At 63.7% G+C, this 19,451-nt stretch carries 15 protein-coding genes and 2 pseudogenes; 11 read left to right on the forward strand and 6 right to left on the reverse strand.

The genetic code is table 11. The features are described from left to right. The 4 genes and pseudogenes from X730_RS0133890 to X730_RS149295 form a co-directional block, all read left to right on the forward strand. Positions 1-353: pseudogene (locus X730_RS0133890) on the forward strand (gfo/Idh/MocA family oxidoreductase); the annotation flags it as partial. Positions 354-407: 54 nt separating this feature from the next. Then, the gene (locus X730_RS149300; RefSeq protein WP_023826534.1) at positions 408-1,388 is read left to right on the forward strand and encodes a sugar phosphate isomerase/epimerase; all 981 of its coding nucleotides are present in this window, start codon (positions 408-410) and stop codon (positions 1,386-1,388) included. A gap of 18 nt (positions 1,389-1,406) precedes the next feature. Continuing rightward, positions 1,407-2,572, forward strand: a pseudogene (locus tag X730_RS14120) (fatty acid desaturase family protein). Positions 2,573-2,657: 85 nt separating this feature from the next. Next, entirely contained in the window at positions 2,658-3,461 is an 804-nt protein-coding gene (locus X730_RS149295) for a 3-methyl-2-oxobutanoate hydroxymethyltransferase (RefSeq protein ID WP_023682254.1), read from the forward strand. Here the strand turns inward: X730_RS149295 and hutH are convergent, their stop codons facing one another. Then, positions 3,462-4,970 (reverse strand): histidine ammonia-lyase, encoded by a 1,509-nt coding sequence (hutH, locus tag X730_RS149290; protein WP_023815628.1) that lies wholly within the window; start codon positions 4,968-4,970, stop codon positions 3,462-3,464. It lies immediately after the preceding gene. After that, positions 4,967-5,968 carry an ornithine cyclodeaminase family protein gene (locus X730_RS149285; protein WP_023746982.1) on the reverse strand — a complete coding sequence of 334 codons (1,002 nt, stop codon included), beginning with the start codon at positions 5,966-5,968 and terminating at the stop codon, positions 4,967-4,969. Before X730_RS149285 ends, hutH begins: the two co-directional genes overlap by 4 nt. Positions 5,969-6,077: 109 nt before the next feature. Here X730_RS149285 and X730_RS149280 point away from each other — a divergent pair, with 109 nt between their 5' ends. From X730_RS149280 to X730_RS149250, 7 genes are all read left to right on the forward strand, one after another. Further along, entirely contained in the window at positions 6,078-7,511 is a 1,434-nt protein-coding gene (locus X730_RS149280) for a DHA2 family efflux MFS transporter permease subunit (RefSeq protein WP_023826536.1), read from the forward strand. 272 nt (positions 7,512-7,783) lie between these two features. Beyond that, positions 7,784-8,770, forward strand: a complete 987-nt coding sequence (locus X730_RS149275; RefSeq protein WP_023826537.1) for an ABC transporter permease — start codon at positions 7,784-7,786, stop codon at positions 8,768-8,770. 60 nt (positions 8,771-8,830) lie between these two features. After that, a complete protein-coding gene (locus tag X730_RS149270; protein WP_023668177.1) occupies positions 8,831-9,856 on the forward strand; it encodes a sugar ABC transporter substrate-binding protein in 1,026 nt (341 codons plus the stop codon). 79 nt (positions 9,857-9,935) lie between these two features. Continuing rightward, the gene (locus tag X730_RS149265) at positions 9,936-12,059 is read left to right on the forward strand and encodes an SMP-30/gluconolactonase/LRE family protein (protein ID WP_023826538.1); all 2,124 of its coding nucleotides are present in this window, start codon (positions 9,936-9,938) and stop codon (positions 12,057-12,059) included. Then, complete coding sequence (locus X730_RS149260; protein WP_023826539.1) at positions 12,056-13,102, forward strand: hypothetical protein; 1,047 nt, start codon at positions 12,056-12,058, stop codon at positions 13,100-13,102. The genes X730_RS149265 and X730_RS149260 overlap by 4 nt, the downstream gene beginning before the upstream one ends. Further along, entirely contained in the window at positions 13,102-14,598 is a 1,497-nt protein-coding gene (locus X730_RS149255; RefSeq protein WP_023826540.1) for a sugar ABC transporter ATP-binding protein, read from the forward strand. The genes X730_RS149260 and X730_RS149255 overlap by 1 nt, the downstream gene beginning before the upstream one ends. A gap of 246 nt (positions 14,599-14,844) precedes the next feature. Further along, entirely contained in the window at positions 14,845-15,252 is a 408-nt protein-coding gene (locus X730_RS149250) for a carboxymuconolactone decarboxylase family protein (RefSeq protein ID WP_023736013.1), read from the forward strand. A gap of 45 nt (positions 15,253-15,297) precedes the next feature. Here X730_RS149250 and X730_RS149245 read toward each other — a convergent pair whose 3' ends face one another. From X730_RS149245 to X730_RS1000000169110, 4 genes are all read right to left on the reverse strand, one after another. Further along, on the reverse strand, positions 15,298-16,185 hold the full coding sequence (locus X730_RS149245) for an amidohydrolase (RefSeq protein WP_023687944.1): 888 nt from the start codon (positions 16,183-16,185) through the stop codon (positions 15,298-15,300). Further along, the gene (locus X730_RS149240) at positions 16,186-17,322 is read right to left on the reverse strand and encodes a VWA domain-containing protein (RefSeq protein WP_023752948.1); all 1,137 of its coding nucleotides are present in this window, start codon (positions 17,320-17,322) and stop codon (positions 16,186-16,188) included. It abuts the gene before it with no gap. A gap of 235 nt (positions 17,323-17,557) precedes the next feature. Continuing rightward, positions 17,558-18,439, reverse strand: a complete 882-nt coding sequence (locus X730_RS149235; RefSeq protein ID WP_023826541.1) for a MoxR family ATPase — start codon at positions 18,437-18,439, stop codon at positions 17,558-17,560. A 7-nt stretch (positions 18,440-18,446) separates the two neighbouring features. After that, complete coding sequence (locus tag X730_RS1000000169110; protein ID WP_023699673.1) at positions 18,447-19,451, reverse strand: molybdopterin cofactor-binding domain-containing protein; 1,005 nt, start codon at positions 19,449-19,451, stop codon at positions 18,447-18,449.

Raw genomic sequence — 19,451 nt, forward strand, 5'->3', positions numbered from 1 at the left:
CCGGACCGCGCCAGGAGGGCTATGAGGACGACCAGCACATCAACTGGCGCGTCGACGGCACCAAGGGTGTCGCCAAAGGCACGATCGGCTGGCCGAAAGGCGTGGCCTCGACGCTGACCTATGCGTCGACCAAGACGACCGGCGGCGAATGGGTCAGCCCGAGCTGGGACACGATGTGGTTCCCGCATGCCTTCATCGGCGTGATGGAGCAATTGCAGCATGCGGTGAAGACAGGCGCGCCGCCGGCGCTCTCCGTCGCCGATAACGTCAAGACAATGGCACTGGTCGAGGCGGGCTACCGCTCGATGGCGCAAGGCCGCACCGTCAAACTGTCCGAGATATCGATCGACTGAACATGCCGCCGAATAGTGTGGCGGCTGAATCGCTTACCGGGAGGAGTTCACATCATGATGCAGGCAGGTATCTTCACCGGCTATTTCCCCTATGAGCTGGCGGAGGCCGCCCGCCGCATCCGTGCACTCGGCTTCAACACAGTGCAGCTCGACATGCATTTCAGGGATGTCGATCTCACGGCCGGGCAGATCACCGGGGACAAGGCGAGGACAGTGCGCGACACGTTTCGCGACCACAATCTGCCGGTCTGCTGCATCTCGGGCTACACCAACATCATCCATCCCGACAAATCCGAGCGCGAGAAGCGCGTCGGCTATCTCAAGGAAATCATCCGCAATGCGCGCGACTTCGGCTCGCCCTACGTGATCTCGGAGACCGGCACCTACAACACCGAATCCGACTGGGTGCATCATCCCAAAAACAAGACCGAGGAAGGCTTCGAGGAATGCCGCAAGGTGATCTCGGATCTTGCCCAGACGGCTTACGACCATGGCGCGGTGTTCCTGCTCGAAACCTATGTCAACAATGTCGTCGGTTCGGTCGAGGAGACGGTCAAAATGTTCGCGCAGGTCGACCATCCGGGCCTCGGCCTGCTGATGGATCCGACCAATTATTTCGAGGCGCACAATATCGACCGCATGGACCAGGTGCTGAACCAGGTGTTCGACACGCTGGCCGACAAGATCCGCATCGCGCACGCCAAGGACGTCAAGCGCTCAGGCAGCGACAAGACCGAGAAGCATGCCGATATCGGCGACGCGGACGCGCATGAGGGGCTGACCTTCCGCGGCGTCGGCGAGATCGAGCTGCCGGCGCCCGGGCTGGGATCGCTGAATTACGATCTCTATCTGNGCGGCGTCGGCGAGATCGAGCTGCCGGCGCCCGGGCTGGGATCGCTGAATTACGATCTCTATCTGCAGCGGCTCAGTGAGAAGCACCCGAACATCCCTGTTATCATCGAGCATCTGACCGAGGACGACGTGCCGCGCGCAAAGACATTCCTCGACGGGAAATTCCGCGCCAACGGTCTCTAAGGGCAGGGCGAGACGGTGATGGCGACGGCCAAGACAAAGCGCGATTACGGCCTGGTCGGCGAAAGCACCCGCCGGGCGATCGAGACCGGGCTGGCCTCGGCCGAGTGGTATCACACCGACGTGCCGCGCAAGGCAATGAAGGAAATGATGCAGCGCTCCGACGGGCCGGCGATCCGCGATACGGTGATCTGGATCGCAGCCATCCTGGGCTCGGCCGCCGGCATCGTGTGGTTCTGGGGCACGTGGTGGGTGGTGCCGTTCCTGCTCGTCTATGGCGTGCTCTATGGATCGTCGAGCGATTCGCGCTGGCACGAATGCGGCCATGGCACCGCCTTCCGCACACGCTGGATGAACGATGCGATCTACGAAATCGCCAGCTTCATGGTGGTGCGCAATCCGGTGCAATGGCGCTGGAGCCATGCGCGGCATCACACCGACACGATCATCGTCGGCCGTGACGCCGAGATCGCGGTAATGCGGCCGCCAAATCTGGTCAAGGCGGCGCTTGCCTTCACCGGCATTCTCGATTTCCGTTATTCGCTGCCGATCCTGGCGCGCCAGGCGTTGGGCAAGCTGTCGGACGACGAAAAGAGCTACATTCCTGAGACCGAACAGGGCAAGGCCATCACGGCGGCGCGCTGGCATGTCGCCGTGTACGTTGCGACGATCGCCCTCGCGATCGCGCTGGGTTCATGGCTGCCGCTGGTGCTGATCGGCCTGCCGCGTTTTTATGGCAGCTGGCACATGGTTCTGACCGGCCTGCTGCAGCATATCGGGTTGGCCGACAATGTCGTCGACCACCGGCTGAACACGCGCACCGTCTACATGAACCCGGTCAGCCGCTTCATCTACNTGGCCGACAATGTCGTCGACCACCGGCTGAACACGCGCACCGTCTACATGAACCCGGTCAGCCGCTTCATCTACTGGAACATGAATTACCACGTCGAGCATCACATGTTTCCGATGGTGCCCTACCATGCGCTGCCGAGGCTGCACGAGCTGGTCAAGCACGACCTGCCGGCGGCGAACCCGTCCATGTGGCATGCCTATCGCGAGGTCTGGCCGGTGCTGCTGAAGCAGCTGCGGTACGAGGATTATTTCCTCAAGCGCGAATTGCCGCCGACGGCGCGGCCCTACGCGGTGAATTTCACGAGCTCGATATGTCGGCGGCGGCCGAGTAGCGAATAAACCACCCGCCTTCTATCCGGCCTGTTACGGGGCCGGTAAGGTGACCGGGAAAAGCAACCAGCCAACAGGGACATCCCGATGAGCCGAAAGAGACCGACCGTCGCCGATCTGCGCGCCATGAAGGGCAAGCGCCAGCTGACCATGCTGCGCGTCCTGACCATGGACGAGGCCGAGGCTGCCGAGCGGGCAGGGGTCGATATCGTCTCGGTGCCGCCCGAGCTGGTGCTCAACCCTGAGTATCGCGATGCGGCGCCCAGCCTGTTCACCATGCCGGGCGAGAATTTTTATGAGATCGGCACGGCGGACGATTTCCTGCGCTGGGCGTTCCGGCTCTACAAGGCCGGCGCCGACGCCGTTTATTGCAGCGCCGGTTTCGCCACCGTGAAGCGGCTCGCCGACGACGCGATCCCCGTCATCGGCCATGTCGGCCTCATTCCGTCCCGCGCCACCTGGACCGGCGGCTTCAAGGCCGTCGGCAAGACCGCCGACACCGCCATGCAGATTTTTGAGGCGGTCAAGCAGTATGAGGCCGTTGGAGCTCTCGGCGCCGAGATCGAAGTGGTGCCGATCGAGGTGGCGAAGGCGATCTCGGAACGGACCTCGCTGATCATGCTGTCGATGGGTGCGGGCACCGGCTGCGACGCGCAATATCTGTTTGCCGACGATATTCTTGGCCAGAACCGGGGCCACATGCCGCGCCATTCCAAGGTCTACCGCAACTTCGCCGCCGAGTACGATCGTCTGCAGGCGGAACGCGTCGCGGCGTTTTCCGAGTACGTTGCCGACGTCGATAGCGGCGCCTATCCGGAAGACAGGCATGTCGTGCGCATGGATCCGGCCGAGCTCAGCCTGTTCATGAAACGGGTGGACGCAAAGGGCTAACTACTCGGCCTCCTTGCCGATCATCGCTGCACCTTGCCATGTTCCGTCAGCGAGCATGGCATGGAGCACCTCGGCATCCGTTCCCAGCGGCCGGTCCTCCCTGAGCATCGCTACATGCGCGCGCACCGCGGTATGGACCGCTGCTGTGCCGGGCGCCAGCTTGAGACCGTCGCGCAGGTCCACGGCCTGTGCGGCGGCCATCAGTTCGAAGGCGATCAGCCGTCGCCACAGCGCGATCATCCCGGCGCATTTCGACACGGCAAGCGGCGTCTGCGTGGCGTGGTCCTCTACGCCTTCGGACACGGCCAGGAAATCCAGCATCACCGGATTGGCCTTGTGGCGGATGCCGGCCAGGATTGCCGTTGCGGTCTTTTGCAGCGGCACGAAACCGGCCGAGGCGCCGCCGACCGGTGACAAATATTTTGGCAGGCCGTTGCGGCCGGAGCCGGCGAGCTGGATGAAGCGGGCAACGCTTGCCGCGGCACATTGCGCGATCGCCAGGCCGAGCGTCTCGAAGGCAAGCGCCAGCGATGCGGTGTGGAAATTGCCGGTCGACAGAACCAGCCCGTCATCGCCCAGCACCAGCGGATTGTCGGCGGCGGCATTGAGTTCGATCTCCAGCGCCAGCCGCGCCTGATCGATCGCCTGGATCAATGCACCATGGATCGACGGCATGCAGCGGATCGACAACGGGTCCTGCAAGGTGGTCGGCGCCGGCTCCTCGTCACGGGCAAGCAGGTCGCGCAGGCCCTTGGCCGCGAGTTGCTGGCAGGCTGCCGGCCGCGCCAGATGCAGGCGCGGATCGAGGATGGTGCGGTTGGCGCCAAACCCTTCCATGGTCAGCGCTCCCGCCTGCTGCTGTTGCGCAAAGGCCGACAGCGCGTCGGCCAGTACCAACGCGCCAGTGCCGGCTGATACCGCCGAGGCGTTGATCAGCGACAGGCCGTCTTTCGGCGCCAGGCTGATCGGAGCCAACCGCGCCATCATCAACGCCTTGGCCGCCGGCATGCGCCGACCCTGATAGTCAGCTTCGCCGTCGCCGGTCAGCAGACGGGCGAGCGCCGCCATCAGCACGAGATCGCCGGCGCCGATCGAGCCCAACTGCGGCATTACCGGATGCACGCCTGCATTGAGCGCATCGACAAGGGCGGTGAAAGCCGCCGGCGAAATGCCGGAGCCGCCGACTGCCAGCATCGCTGCGCGCGCAAGCATGGTCGCCCGCACCGCCTCTTGGGGCAACGGTTCGCCGACAGCGCCGCTGCGCCCTTCCAGCAACTGGCGCTGGAAGGCACTAGCATCGCCTTCGACCGACGTGCCGAGATTGGCACCGAGCCCGGTGTTGAGGCCGTAAATCTGCTGACCGGACGCGGCGACCTGATCGAGCACTTTTCGCGCTTTGTCGAGCCTCTCGATGACTGTCGGTTCAACCTCGACCTTGCGGCCGCCGCGGGCGACCTGCGCAACGTCCTCGACGCTGACGCCGGCGCCGGTGAGGACGAGCGCGCTCATGCGAAGCGCAGCCTCTGGCCGATGCCTTTATCAGCAGCCTTGGCCAGCATCGCCTTGCCCAGCGCAATGTCGGACAGCGACAGGCCGCGATGCCAGAATAGGATCGTCTCGTCGTCGCTTTCGCGTCCAGCTTTGAGGCCGGCGGCGATCTGGCCGAGTTCGGCATGCAGCGTCTTTTCGCTCAGCCTTCCGGTTTCGACATGGGCGCGCAGCGAGCCGAACTTGCCGCCCTTGCACTGGCCCCAATCGTCGACGACCATTTTCTGCATGATGTCGGTCAGCGACAGCTCCACCGCGCTCATCGTGCCGTAGGGCACGACCAGTGCACCAGGCTTGATCCATTCGGTCTTGAGCAGCGGCTGCGGCTCCGGCAGCCGTGAGGCTTCGACGACGATGTCGGCGCCCTTGATGCAGCTTTCCCAGTCGGCAACCGCGGTAACTTTCTTGCCGAGATCGGCCGAGAGTTTGGCAGCGAAGCCGTCGCGGCTTTCCGGGCGGCGCGAATGGACGCGGATCTCGTCGAAGTCGAAGAGATGGTCGAGCAGGCGCACATTCCAGTAGGCGGTGCCGCGCGCGCCGATATGGGCCAGCACCTTGGAGTTCTTGCGCGCCAGATGTTTGGCGCCGATGGCGGTAACGGCGCCGGTGCGCATGTCGGTGATGACGGTGGCGTCGAGAATGGCGCGCGGAGTGCCGGTGCGCGGATCGAACAGGTTTAGAATGCCAAATTCTGAAGGGAGCCCGTGCAGATAATTGTCGACATAGTCGCCGACGATTTTCACGCCCGCCGTGTCGAGCGGCGCAACGTAGCCGCGCAGAACGTTGAAATGGCCATGGAAGGAAGGGTCGGGTTCAAGATGGACGCGCGGCTCGATCACCGTCTGGCCATTGCCTTGCGCGATAAGCCCGGCTTCGACAGCGGCAATGATTTCGCCGTCGGTCATCTCCAGGGCTTCGATATCTAGGGCATTGAGGTAATCGATATAGATAGGCTTCATGCAATGTCCTTGGCCGCCCGCCCATCCATAACAGGCTGCGAGCCGACACGGAAGTTTGTTGGATAAGCTCTGGACGGGGCCAGCCATATGCTGTTCAACGCGGTTCGCCATGACTGCCGTTCCCGACACCGAGGCCTCCGCCGTAACCGCCAGCAATGCGCGGCGCGTGGCGTTGATCGTCGCCATCGCCTTTTTCATGCAGCTGCTGGATTCGACGATCATCTCGACCTCGCTGCCGCAGATGGGACAATCCTTCGGCGTGCCGGCGGTGGCGATGAGCATCGGCATCACCGCCTACATGCTGACCATGGCGGTGTTCGTGCCGCTGTCGGGCTGGCTTGCCGACCGCTTCGGCGCGCGCAACATCTTCCTGCTGGCGATCGTACTGTTCACGCTGGCCTCGCTGGCCTGCGGCTTCTCGCAAAATCTGACCCAGTTCGTCGCGGCCCGTGTCGTGCAAGGCCTTGGCAGCGCGCTGATGACGCCGGTCGGGCGCATTCTGGTGCTGCGCAATGCGTCGAAATCGGAGCTGCTCAACGCCACGGCGCTGATCACCTGGCCGGCGTTGTTTGCGCCCGTGGTCGGGCCGGTGCTTGGCGGCTTCATCACAACCTATCTCTCCTGGCACTGGAATTTCTTCATCAACATCCCGCTTGGGCTCGTCGGGCTGGCGCTGGTCGCGCGCTTCATTCCGGGCGACCGCGCGGCCGATCCCAAGCCGCTGGATTGGCCGGGGTTTTTCCTCACGTCGCTGGGGCTCGCGCTGCTGCTCTACGGCCTTGAGCGCATCGCACATCCGGAAGACGGCGCCTTGCCCGCCGTGCTGCTGGTTGCCGCCGGCATCGTCATCGGCTGGCTGGCGGTGCGGCATCTCCGGCGCGCGCCGCATCCGCTGCTCGATCTCAGCGCGTTCAGGGTGCAGACCTTCGCCATCTCGACGCTTGCCGCCGGCACCATTTTTCGCGTGGCGATCAACGCCACGCCGTTCCTTTTGCCGCTGCTGTTTCAGGTCGGCTTTGGCCTTTCGCCGGTCGATGCCGGCTTGATGATCCTGGCCTACTTCCTCGGCAATCTCGGCATGAAGACGGTGACGACGCCGACGCTGCGACGCTTTGGTTTTCGCACGGTCATGGTCGTCAACGGCCTGATCGCCTCGGCCTCGATCATGGCCTGCGCGGCGATCTCGCCCGAAACGCCGCAGGCGCTGGTAGTGATGCTGATGCTGATCGCCGGCCTGACGCGCTCGATGCAGTTCACGGCGCTGAATACTCTGGCCTTCGCCGACATCGATGCCGCGCAGCGCAACTCGGCGGCGACTTTGTCCTCCATGCTGCAGCAGATATCGATGCTGTTCGGCGTGGCGGTGGCGGCTGCCATCCTCAACCTGTCGCAGATCGTCAGGGGCCGGCCGGCGCTCGACCTCGTCGATTTTCGCATCGCCTTCCTGGTCATCGGCGCCATCGGGCTGGTGGCGGCGTTGCGGTTCCTCGTGCTGCCGCCCGGTGCAGGCGCCGAAGTTTCAGGCCACATGACCAGGACCTGAATTCGCGATTTTCGCCGCTCAGGCGGCAATTAATTCCGCCTTGTGCTTTCGCCTCAGAACGGCACCTTCGCGCATACACGCAATGGCGCAACCAAATGCCAAAAGCGCAGCCTTTTCCTAGGATTGCGCCAGTTCTAGCAATCGGTGCGTCCACTGGAAGATTATCACTGCCAACGGGCGTTCCGAGCGCGGATTCATTTGACGAAGCGGCGCCGAGCCGATTAGCTTTCTTCGGAAGGGGTGGCAGAGCTGCCATCGGGGCGAATGCAGACATGAACACGATTGGCTGGCCAAATGTCAGGAGCCTGAATCAGGAAGGCATTGTCTTTGCCATCGCCGTGGTGCTGTTCGTCGCCGCTGCCATTGGGCTGCCTGGTTTCATCGCTCCCAACAATCTCGTTGCCATCGTCCGCTCGGTGTCGGTGCTGGGCATTTTGGCGCTCGGCATGGCGGTCGTCATAATCGGCAGGGGCATCGACCTGTCGGCGGTGGCGATCATGGCGATGTCGGTCGCCTGGTATCTGCAATTGCTCAACGCCGGAACGCCTGATGGGCTCGCCTTCGCCTATGTGCTGGCAGGCGTGCTCGCCATCGGCCTGCTCAACGGTTTTCTCGTCGCTTATGCCGACGTTCCGGCGATCTTCGTGACGCTGGCGACCGGCTCCTTCGTCTTCGGCTATGTCCGCTCGCAACTGATCACGCAGGATGCGGTGCCGGTGCCTCAGGGCCATTGGGTGGAGCTGCTCGGCGGCCTGCGTTTCCTCGACATTCCGATCGAAGTGTTCGTCTTCGCCGGGCTCGCCTTCCTGTTCTTCGTGTTCCTGCGCTACACCAAATGGGGCCGCTACATCTATTTCGCCGGCGACAATCCGGTCGCCGCGCGCAACATCGGCATTCCGGTGCGGCCAATGCTGGTGCTGCGTTATGTGGTTTCGGCCTTTGTCGCGCTGATCGCCGGCCTGCTTACGGCGGCAAGCCTGCATTCGATCAACACCCGCGTCGTCAACTCGACGCTGCTCTATGACATCGTGCTGGTGGCGGTGATCGGCGGCATCGGCCTTTCCGGCGGGCGGGGCGGGGTGCGCAACGTGCTGGTGGGCGCTGCACTGATCGGCATCCTGTCGAACGCGATGACCATCATCGACATTCCGCTGCTCTATCAAAACCTGATCAAGGCGGCGATCCTGCTCGGAGCCATCATCGTCGACGGCATCATCAATCCGCGTGACGAACAGACCGCGCAGCAGGGCGACATCTAAGGGGTACCCGACCGGGTCATGCCGACCGGCCGGCAATAAGTGAAAAACAGAGGATGTGACATGAAACTGATCAGAACACTGATGGCCGCCGCCACGGCGCTTGCCGCTACCGCCTTCGTCGCGCCGACCTTCGCCGCCGACGATCCGGGCCCGGCCGCTTACGCGCAGGCGCTCAAGGGCAAGCGCGTCATGCTGGTGCCGCTGGCGATGGGCTTCGACCTTGCGCAGGGCTGGTCGCACTATCTGAAGACGGAAGTCGAAGCCTGGGGCGGCACCTTCGAAACACGCGATCCGAACTGGGTCGTCGATGCCGGCGCACAGGCGATCACCGACGCGATCTCGTCCGACACAAGGCCGGACGTGCTGATCATCCATGCGCCGGACCTCAACTCCTATTCCAAGCTGATGAAGAAGGCGCAGGCTGCCGGAACCTACGTCATACTGGTCGACAACCCCGCCAACTTCCCGGCCGACGCCTTTGTCGGCAGTGACTGGGACCGGCTCGGCCAACTCGAGGCCGAAGCGGCGATCAAGGGCTGCGGCGAGAATTCGTCGAAGAAGATCGGCCTTGTGCAGGGTGATCAGGCCAACTCGTCCAGTCTCTACCAGTATGCCGGCATCATGAAGGTGCTGGAGAAGCACCCCGACTTCAAAGTCGTGGCCAAGCCCGACTCCAACTGGGATCCGACGACGTCGCGCAACGTGACGACGACAATGCTGCAGCAGAACCCCGACATCTGCTCGATCATCGACTTCTGGGATGGCGACGCCACCGGCGCATCCGCCGCCATCCGCGACGCCAAGCTCGACGGCAAGGTCTTTTTGGTCACCACCGGCGGCGGCGAGAAGGCGGCAGATTGCGACAAATTGCAGGACGGAACTTACGGCGCCGTGGTGATGACCGATCTGGCTCGCCAGTCCGGCGACATGAACGCTATCATCAAGTTCCTGCTGCAGAGCGGCCAGCCGGCCGGCACGTCGCACACCTACATCTACACACTGGAGAAGGCTACGACCAAGGCCGACCTCAAGCCCGACAGCTGCTGGGACCTGAAGGCGCTGCAGGCCGAAGCGGCGGCGAAGTAAGCCGCGCTTTTTCGACTGAAATAAACGAGGTGGCTGGACAATCCGGTCACCTCGTTCCCTCATGGAATAGCAGCCGCCGATGTCCTTTCGCGAACGCCTCCAGTCCTGGCGCTACAATCTCGTGCCCGACCATCTGGTCGGCGAAATCCTGACAAAACGCTGGACCGACAACGCCATTCCGTTCATGGCGCTGGTGGCGACGCTCAGCGTGTTCGGCTCGATCATTCCCGGCTTCTTCAAGCTGACCTCGCTACAGGAATCGACCCGCCAGCTCGGCGAGTTCTCGATGGTGGTCACCGGCATGACGGTGGTGATGCTGGGCGGCGGCATCGATCTGTCCGTCGGTTCGATCTTCGCGCTGTCCTGCTTCTCCGCCGTCTATGTCTTCTTCATTCTCGAACAGTCTATCTGGCTGGCGGTGGCGGCATCGCTCGCCACCGGCCTCATCTTCGGCGCCGTCAACGGCTACCTCGTCGGCTATCTCAGGCTGCGCGCCTTTCTGACTACGCTGGTCACCTTCATTTTTGGCCGGGCGCTGTTCGATATTCTCGTCACCACCTATGCCGCAGACGTGCAGCTTTCCCAGGCGACATCCGATGTGCTCGACTTCATCGGCGACAGCACCTTCTGGGGGCTTTCGGTCTCGGTGTGGCTGGCGATCATTCTTGCCATCGTCACCCATATCGCGCTGACGCGCTCACGGCCGGGCTGGCATGTGCTGGCGGTCGGCGGCTCCAGGCGCTCGGCGCACAATGCCGGCATTCGCGTGCGCCGCACCGTGTTCATGACCTATGTCTTTTCCGGCTTCTGCGCCTCGATCGGCGGCTTCCTGATCGCTTGCCGCCTGAGTGGGGCAGGGCCGGGCACCGGCCTCAACCTTGAGATCATGGCGCTGACGGCGGCGGTGGTCGGCGGCGTCAGCCTGGGTGGTGGCCGCGGCTCGGTCATCAAGGGGCTGATGGGCGCCATCATCGTGCTGACCATGACCAACGGGCTGATCCGGCTGGGCTATGGCACCGGCACCAACCAGATGGTGCTGGGCATCATGCTGGCGGTGGCGGTGGCGATCGACATCCGCTGGCTGAAGAACCGCCATAAGGTGCTCAACGAAGTCTATGTCGCGCCGGTCTATCTCAAGATGGGCGAGACACAGTCTGCGGTGCCGGGCTCAGGCACGCCCTACGCGCTCGACAACCGGCTGTCGGCGGCCGACCATATCGGGCTCGGCGAGTTGGAAGGGCCGGAAGACGTCATCCTCGACCGCGACGATCACCTCTATTGCGGCACGCGCCATGGCGAGATCGTCCGCTTCTTCGCGCCGGATTACGTTAAGTCGGAGGTGTTTGCCCACATCGGCGGCTTTCCGCTGGGCCTGGCCTTCGACAAATCGGGCAATCTGATCAGCTGCGTCGGCGCCATGGGGCTCTATTCCGTCTCGCCGGATCGGGAAGTGAAGCGCCTGTCCGCCGAGACGTCGCGCTCCTGGACCTCGATCGTCGACGATGCGCGGCTGCGCGACCCCAATGATTGCGACATCGCGCCGGACGGGCGCATCTATTTCACTGACTCCACCAAGCGCTATGACGCGCACGATTGGGCGCTGGACTCGATCGAGAACCGCGCCACCGGCCGGCTGCTGGTCTATGACCCGAAGGACGGTTCGACGAAGACACTGCTCGACGGCTACCGCTACACCAATGGCGTGTGCATGGCGCATGACGGTAAGTCGCTGTTCTTCGCTGAGAGCTGGGCCTGCCGCGTCCACCGCTACTGGCTGGAAGGGCCAAAGGCGGGCGCCGCCGAATGCGTCATCCGCGACATGCCGGGCTATCCCGACAACATCAACCGCGCCTCCGACGGCAATTACTGGATGGCGTGGCTCGGCATGCGCACGCCCAGCTTCGACCTGTCGCTGCGCCATCCCGATATGCGCAAGCGCATGACGCGCCGGCTGCCGCAGGACGAGTGGCTGTTCCCCAACATCAACACCGGCGGCGTGGTGAAATTCGACGACAAGGGTGGCATTGTCGAGGCGATGGGCGACCTCACCGGCGGCGCGCATCCGATGGTCACCTCGATGCGCGAGCACAAGGGTTTCCTGTTCGTCGGCGGCATCCTCAACAACCGCATCGGCCGCTACAAGATTGCGGGCGCCGACCCGAACTGGACCAGTTCCGCTTCTTATTGGGGAGCGAAGCCATGATCCTCGATCCTGTGCTCGACCTGTTTCGTGGCAAGGCGGTGACCATCCCACCGCTCGACGGTGCCTTCCGTCCCAACACGCGGCTGGACGAGGCGCCAGTGTTCGCCGATTTGACGGAGCCCGACAATCTTCTGGTTGCCGATGGCCGGCTGCTCGTTTCCAGCGGCAATGGGGTATATTCGCTTGCAGGGGTGGAGCCGAAGGTTGTCGGGACCTTTCTTTCCCCCATCACGGCGCTGGCTCTATCACTGTCGGGCGAACTGACGGTGGGGTTGGAAAGCGGCAAGCTGCTGGTTGCCGACAAGGAGGTTTCGCTGCCGGCCGGCGTCAGCTGCATCACCGCGCTTGCCTATGCAGACGACGGCACGTTGTGGCTGGCCAATGGCTCGGCTGAGCACACGCCGTCGCAATGGGCCGCCGACCTGATGAAGAAGGGCGCGTCCGGTTCGCTTTGGAGGCGGGACGCGGCCGCCGCCGAGTTCCGCAAAGTGGCCGGCGATATCGCCTTTCCCTATGGGCTGCATCCCATTGGGCGGGATGTGCTGGTCAGCGAAAGCTGGCGCCATCAGCTCGTTCGCTTCGATGGTGCGACCGGTAGCCGCTCGACCGTGCTGACGCATCTGCCCGGCTATCCCGCGCGCCTCGCGCCGGCCGGCGATGGCGGCGCGTGGCTGGCTCTGTTCGCGCCACGCAACCGGCTGATCGAATTCGTTCTCCAGGAAACCCACTATCGGCGCGACATGCTAGACCAGGTGGCGCCGGCCTACTGGATCGCGCCGGCTTTGGCCTCCAATCGCAGCTTCCTCGAACCGCTGCAATGCGGCGGCATCCGCACCATGGGCATCCACAAGCCCTGGTCGCCGAGCCGCTCCTATGGGCTGGTGGTCAGGCTCGATCAGAACATGCAGCCGCAATTCAGCCTGCACAGCCGCGCCGACGGCACGCGCCATGGCATCTGCAGCGTGGCGGAAACGGACGGCCGCCTGTTCATCGCCTCCAGGGGCGGCGATTGCGTGCTGGCCATCGACGCAGGAGGTCTCTGATGGAACCGATCGTGCGCCTGGAAAATGTCACCAAGAACTATCGCGGCGTGCCCGCGGTCAGACAAGTCAGCTTCGAACTGCGCAAGGGCGAAATCCACGCGCTGCTCGGCGAGAACGGCGCCGGCAAATCCACGCTGACCAAGATCATCGCCGGCGTCGTCGACGCCACCTCAGGCAAGATGTTCCACAAAGGCCGCGAGATCGCTTATGCGTCGCCGCATGCGGCGCTCGAGGCCGGCATCGCCATGGTGTTCCAGGAGACCAGCCTGGTGCCGTCGATGACGGTGGCGCAAAACCTCTATCTCGGCACCGAAAAATTCCTCAACCGGCTGCGCGGCACCTACATTTCGGCGCAGCAGTTTTTGCAGTCGCTGAACTTTCCGGTCGACCCCAACGCCATAGTGGCGACGCTGGGCGCGGCCAAGCGTCAGATGGTCGAGATCGCGCGCGCCGTTCACCACAATGCCGAGATCATCATCTTCGACGAGCCGACGGCGACGCTGACGCCGGAGGAGAAGCGGCACTTCTTCGCGCTGATCCGGCGGCTGAAGGCGAACGGCGTCTCGATCGTCTTCATCAGCCATGCATTGGAAGAGGCGCTGATGATCGCCGACCGCATCACAATCCTGCGCGATGGCGAGCTGGTCATAACCGACGACACATCGGCCTTCGATCGCGACAAGATCGTCGCCGCCATGGTCGGGCGTACACTGTCGGGACAGATCTATCGCCAGCGCGACGAGGCCAAGCTGCGCAAGGCCGGCAAGAAGGTGCTGTCGGTGCAGGACATTTCGATGAGCAATGTCGTGCGCAACACCTCCTTCTCGATCTTCGAGGGACAGATCACCGGCGTGTTCGGGCTGATCGGCTCCGGCCGCACCGAGACCTTCAAGATCGTCTCCGGCATCTACAAGCGCGATTTTTTGCGCGGTGGCGCGATTGAACTCGACGACAGGCCGGTGCGCTATCTCGTGCCCAGTGAGGCGGTCGCCGACGGCATCGTCTATGTTACCGAGGACCGCAAGAGCGAGGGCATTTTCGAGACGATGGGCATCGCCGAGAACCTGTTCGGCGGGCTGCTGGCGGCGGGCCGCGAAAAGGCCTGGGTGATCAACCAGCAGGAGATGCGCACGCTTTCCGCTGAATGGACGAAGACGCTGAACATCAAGGCGATCAACGACAATGCCCGCGTGGTCGAGCTTTCCGGCGGCAACCAGCAGAAGGTGGTGATCGGCAAGGGGCTGGTGCAGCAGCCGCGTATCGTGATCTTCGACGAGCCGACGCGCGGCGTCGATGTCGGCGCCATCGCCGAGATCCACCAGATCATCAACCGGCTGGCCGATGAGGGGCTGGCCGTGGTCGTTATCTCGTCCTACCTGCCGGAAATCATGAACCTGTCGGACCGGATTCTGGTGTGCCGGCAGGGCCGCATGGTCGAGGAGTTTTCGCCCGCCGAGGCGACGGAGGAGAAGATCATGTATGCGGCGGTTCATTAGGTTTCTGGTCGGTGTTTGAGGGTGCGCATACGTCGCCAATTGGCGAAGGCCTCAGCGCCTTCGTCATCCTCGGGTCTCCGCGACGGCGCTTCGCGCCTGCTTCGCCCGTGAATGACGAAGCTGAGATGCTTCGGCCAATCGCCATGGTTCTGTCAGCATCAAAAACCGAATCGGAATAGCCGGTTAGCCGCCCTTGCTCGAGACCTGATTCAACCCTGATCCACCGATTCAACGAAAGGAAACGCCATGGCCGCCACAAAACTCCTCAGCGATGCTGAGGTCGAAAAAATCCCGGTTGCGAAGGCTGTGTTCGATGACATCCGCGCGACGCGCAAGTCGGACTTCGTCAACAATTTCTGGCGCGGGCTGGCCAACGATCCGGCCTTGCTGAAACGGACATGGGACCAGGTGAAAGTGGTGATGGCTACGGAAAGCGCCATCGACCCGCTGACCAAGGAGATGATCTACATCGCTGTGTCGACCGCCAATGGCTGTTCCTATTGCGTCCATTCGCATACGGCAGCTGCCCGCGCCAAAGGCTTGACCGATGCGCAGCATGGCGAGCTGGCGTCGATCATCGGGCTGGCCGGGCAGACCAACCATCTGGTGACTGCGATGCAGATTCCGGTCGATCCTGAGTTTGAAGTGAAGTGAGGGGCGGCTTTCGCTTCTCCCCTGTGGGAGAAGGGAAAGCGTGCGCTATGCCGGTCTGTAAACCTTCTCTGCTGTATTCCAAAAGATATCCGCTTCCGCCACCGGACCGTGCTTCGCCACGGCTGCACGATGCGCCTTGATCAGTTCGGCGTGGCTGGTCCAGAGCTTCTCTATCGGGAAGTTGGAGCCGAACATCAGGTGGTCAGCGCCCAGAATGTCGATCGCATTGTCGACGATGTAGGCAATCAACGCCGGATCGTTGCGGTGGGCGAAGGTGCCGAGGCCCGACAGCTTGGCGTAGAAGTTCGGCGCTGTTGATAGAGTACTCAGGCCGGCTTTCCAGGCCTCGGTGGTTTCCGGCTCCATGCCGGTCAGCATGCCGGCATGGGTGAGGATGAAGTTGATCTGCGGGTTCTCGCCGACCAGCGTCAGCCCGTCCTTCATCTGGGCAGGGAAAAGCTGCAGGTCGAAGGACAGGCCATAGTCTTTAAGCCGCGCGACATTGGCCCGCACCTTGGGGTCGATGACCTGATCGGCCGAGGCAGCGAAGCGGAAGGCCGGCGTCTCGTGCCAATGCAGCTGCATGCGCACGCCGCGCAGCAGCGGGTACTTTTTCAATCGATCGATCTGGGGCCGGACATCGTCGACAGTCATATCGGTATAGCCGACGATAGCGTGCGGCCAGCCGGTCTCGTCGGCAGTCTTCTGCAGGAAGGCGACTTCTTTTTCGAAATCCTCCTTGGCCCAGTTGGTCTGGACATAGACGGCCTTCTCGACACCTGCGCCTTGCTGATCGGCGAGAAATTCCTCGATCGGATAGTCGCGGCGAATCGGCTCGTAGGGGCCAAAAATGCGCGGCACCATCGGGCCGACCAGCCAGGGCTGATCCTGCTGGCGCCAGATGTGGAAATGCGCGTCGATGGCTTTCTGCAATCACGATACCCTTTTCCAGATTGCCGACGCCGCCGGGGCAGGGCGGGCGAGCGACAGGATGAAATCGGTGAGGCTCCCGGGCGACGAGCCGTCGATGAGATCGTCGAGATCAGGCAGGATGGCGCGGAGTGCTGCCGTGGCGGGAAGGAAACGCGGGTCACCGGCCAGCGGTGTGGCCAGCGACAGGCGAAAGGCGCGGGCGCTCAGGCGGCGTATCGCGGTCTCGAGATCGGCATGGTCGCCGCGCTCCAGCGCGTCCGACAGGATGATCACAGCAGCGCCGCGGGCGAAGGCTGAGAAACGGGGCACCGAGAGGAAGGCGAGCAGGGTCGGTCCCATGCGCGTGCCGCCGTCCCAGTCGTCGACGAGTGCCGCCGCGCGGGCGAGAGCCTGGTCGCGATCGCGGATACGCAGTGCGGACGTGATGCGGGTGAGCCGCGTGCCGAAGGTGAAGATTTCGGCACGGTCAGCACCTTGTACGGCGGCGTGCGCCAATTTGAGATAATCCGATGTGTGCAGCTTCATCGAGCCGGAGACGTCGATGAGGATCAGCAGTTTGCGCGGCACCGTCTGGCGGCGGCGGAGCTGCGGCGAGGGGATATCGCCATCGGCGCTGACGATTTCCCTGAGCGAGCGGCGCAGGTCGAGCTTGCCGCGCGAATGGGTGCGCACGGTGCGGAAGGAGCGGCGGGCGGGCAGGGCAGCCGACAGCTTGCGGCGAAAGGCGGTCAGCCTGTCATCGTCGCGCTGAAAATCGCGCGTGCTCAGTTGCTCCAGGCCCGACGACAGCTCGCCGCCTTTCTCCTGGCGCGTCGTCTGTTTCTCCTCCTGGCGCGTGCCGTGATCGTCTTTGATGCGGGTTTCCTCGTCTTCCTCGCCTTCGATCGAGGGTTGGCCATCGCCATGGAAGTGATTGCGAAAATGCGCCTCGAATTCGCCGCGGCGATCGGGCGGGGGGGCAAGCGTTGCGAGCGCCGCCTCGCGGATGTCGGCCATGGAGCGCGGGCCGAGCAGGGTTATGGCCTGCATGAAGCTGCAGACCTGCTCGGGGGCGACGGCAAAGGCGTGGCGGCGCAGCAGCCGGGCGAAGTCGAGGAAGGGCGCGGAGGCGAGAGGAAGGGTTCCCTGACGCATCATTCCTTCGCGCCCCCCTCTGTCCTGCCGGATATCTCCCCCACAAGGGGGGAGATCAGCAGCTTTGGCGCTTCGGTTCTTTCTGCGCCGCTGGAGATTGGCGAAAGCCAGGATGACGGCTGATCTCCCCCCTTGTGGGGGAGATATCCGGCAGGACAGAGGGGGGCGCTGTCCCGCCAGCGTTGCTGAGTGCCCAGGTGAGGCCACCTCGCTATGAACGAGCTGTTGACCTCACACGTCACCCCAGCGCCTCCTCGACAATCTGGCCAAGCTCCGGCGCGATCGCGGACAAATCCTCCTCGTCCTTGATAAGCACACCGATGGCTCGGCGGAAGGCTTGCGGCCATGGGCTGCCGCCTTTCTCCAGTATGGTGGCGGCGTTGGCCCATTCGACGGCCTCGGAGATGCCGGGCGGCTTGGCCAGTGGCCGCGCGCGGATCGACTGCACGGCATTCGCCACGGCGCGCGCGGTGGTCTCGGCGACATTGCCGGCGCGCAGCATGATGATGGCGGCTTCGCGCTCGGCGTCGGGATAGCCGATCCAGTGATAGACGCAACGCCGACGCAGCGCCTCCGCCAGTTCGCGGGTTCGGTTCGAGGTCAGGATGACGATCGGCTGCGCCTCGGCGCGGATCGTGCCGCGCTCAGGGATGCTGATTTGGAAATCGGAAAGGAATTCGAGAAGCAGCGCTTCGAATTCGTGGTCGGAGCGGTCGATCTCGTCGACCAGCAGCACGCGCTGCTCCGGCGCCCGCAGCACCTGCAGCAATGGCCGCGCGATCAGAAAGCGGTCGTCATAGATGTCGATCTCATGCTCGCCGGCATGGCGGATGGCGAGCAGCTGGCGCTGGTAGTTCCATTCGTAGAGCGCGTGTGCTGCGTCGATGCCTTCATAGCATTGCAGCCGCACCAGATCGCGGCCAAGCAGTTGCGCGATCGCCTTCGCAGCTTCGGTCTTGCCAACGCCGGGCGCGCCTTCCAGCAGCAGCGGCTTGCCGAGCCGTATGGCCAGGAAGATGGCGGTGGCCAGGCTGTCGTCGGCGAGGTAGCGCGATCCAGCGAGGTGGCGTGCCACCGCCTCCGGCGAGGTCGCGACATTCTCGGCATTCGGCTCCTGCATGTCGTCCTCAGTTCGCCGCTTGCGCCTTCAGCGCGCGCAATATGCGCTCCGGTGTGATCGGCAGCGTGTCGATGCGCACGCCGACGGCGTCGAAGACGGCATTGGCAACCGCGGGGATCTGCGGGTTCGCGCACATTTCGCCTGGTCCTTTGGCACCGTAAGGACCATCCGCCGACGGCCGCTCCAGCACGATGATCTCGGTTTGGGCGAGATCGCCCGGTCCCGGCATCAGATACTGGTTGAAGTCGGTGCCGCCATGGTCGCGGTTGGGATAATAGGGCTCGGTCGTTTCGTAGAGCGCGTGGCTGATGCCCATCCAGGAACCGCCGACCAGTTGCTGCTCGACCATTTTCGGGTTCAGCGCGCGGCCGATCTCAAAGACGTTCTTCACGGTCAGCACCGTAACCTCGCCCGTCTCGTCATCGACCTCGACTTCGGCCACCGTGCAGGCATGGGCGTAGCAGGTCGACGGCTTCATCGCGCCGGTCTCTTTCTCCGGATAGGAGCGCGGGATCAGGAACATGCCGCGCCCGGATATCGAGCGCCCGCGCTTGAAATGCGCCGACAAGGCGACATCGAAGATCGAGATCGACTTTTGCGGCGCGCCCTTGACCAGAATATTGCCCTGGCCGTCAGTCTCAAGGTCGGAAGCGTTGACCTCCAGCTCTTCCGCCGCCACTTCCAACATCACCTGGCGCGCTTCCTTGGCCGCCTGGATGACGGCATTGCCGGCGCGGTGGGTGCCGCGCGAGGCGAAGGTACCCATGCAGTGCGGGCCGGTGTCGGTGTCGGCGGTGTCGATGGTGACCCGGTCGGTCGGCACGCCGATGGTCTCGGCGCAGATCTGCGCCATGATCTGCTTCAGGCCCTGGCCGAGATCGACCGACGAAAGTGTGACCATAAAATTGCCGGTCGGCGTCGAATGCACCAGCGCCTGCGTCGGGTCGCCGCCAAGATTCATGCCCGTCGGGTAGTTGATCGCGGCGACGCCGCGTCCGCGCCTTATCGCCAT

The sequence above is a fragment of the Mesorhizobium sp. L103C131B0 genome (genome assembly GCF_000502275.1).
In the GTDB taxonomy this organism is placed as follows: Bacteria; Pseudomonadota; Alphaproteobacteria; order Rhizobiales; family Rhizobiaceae; genus Mesorhizobium.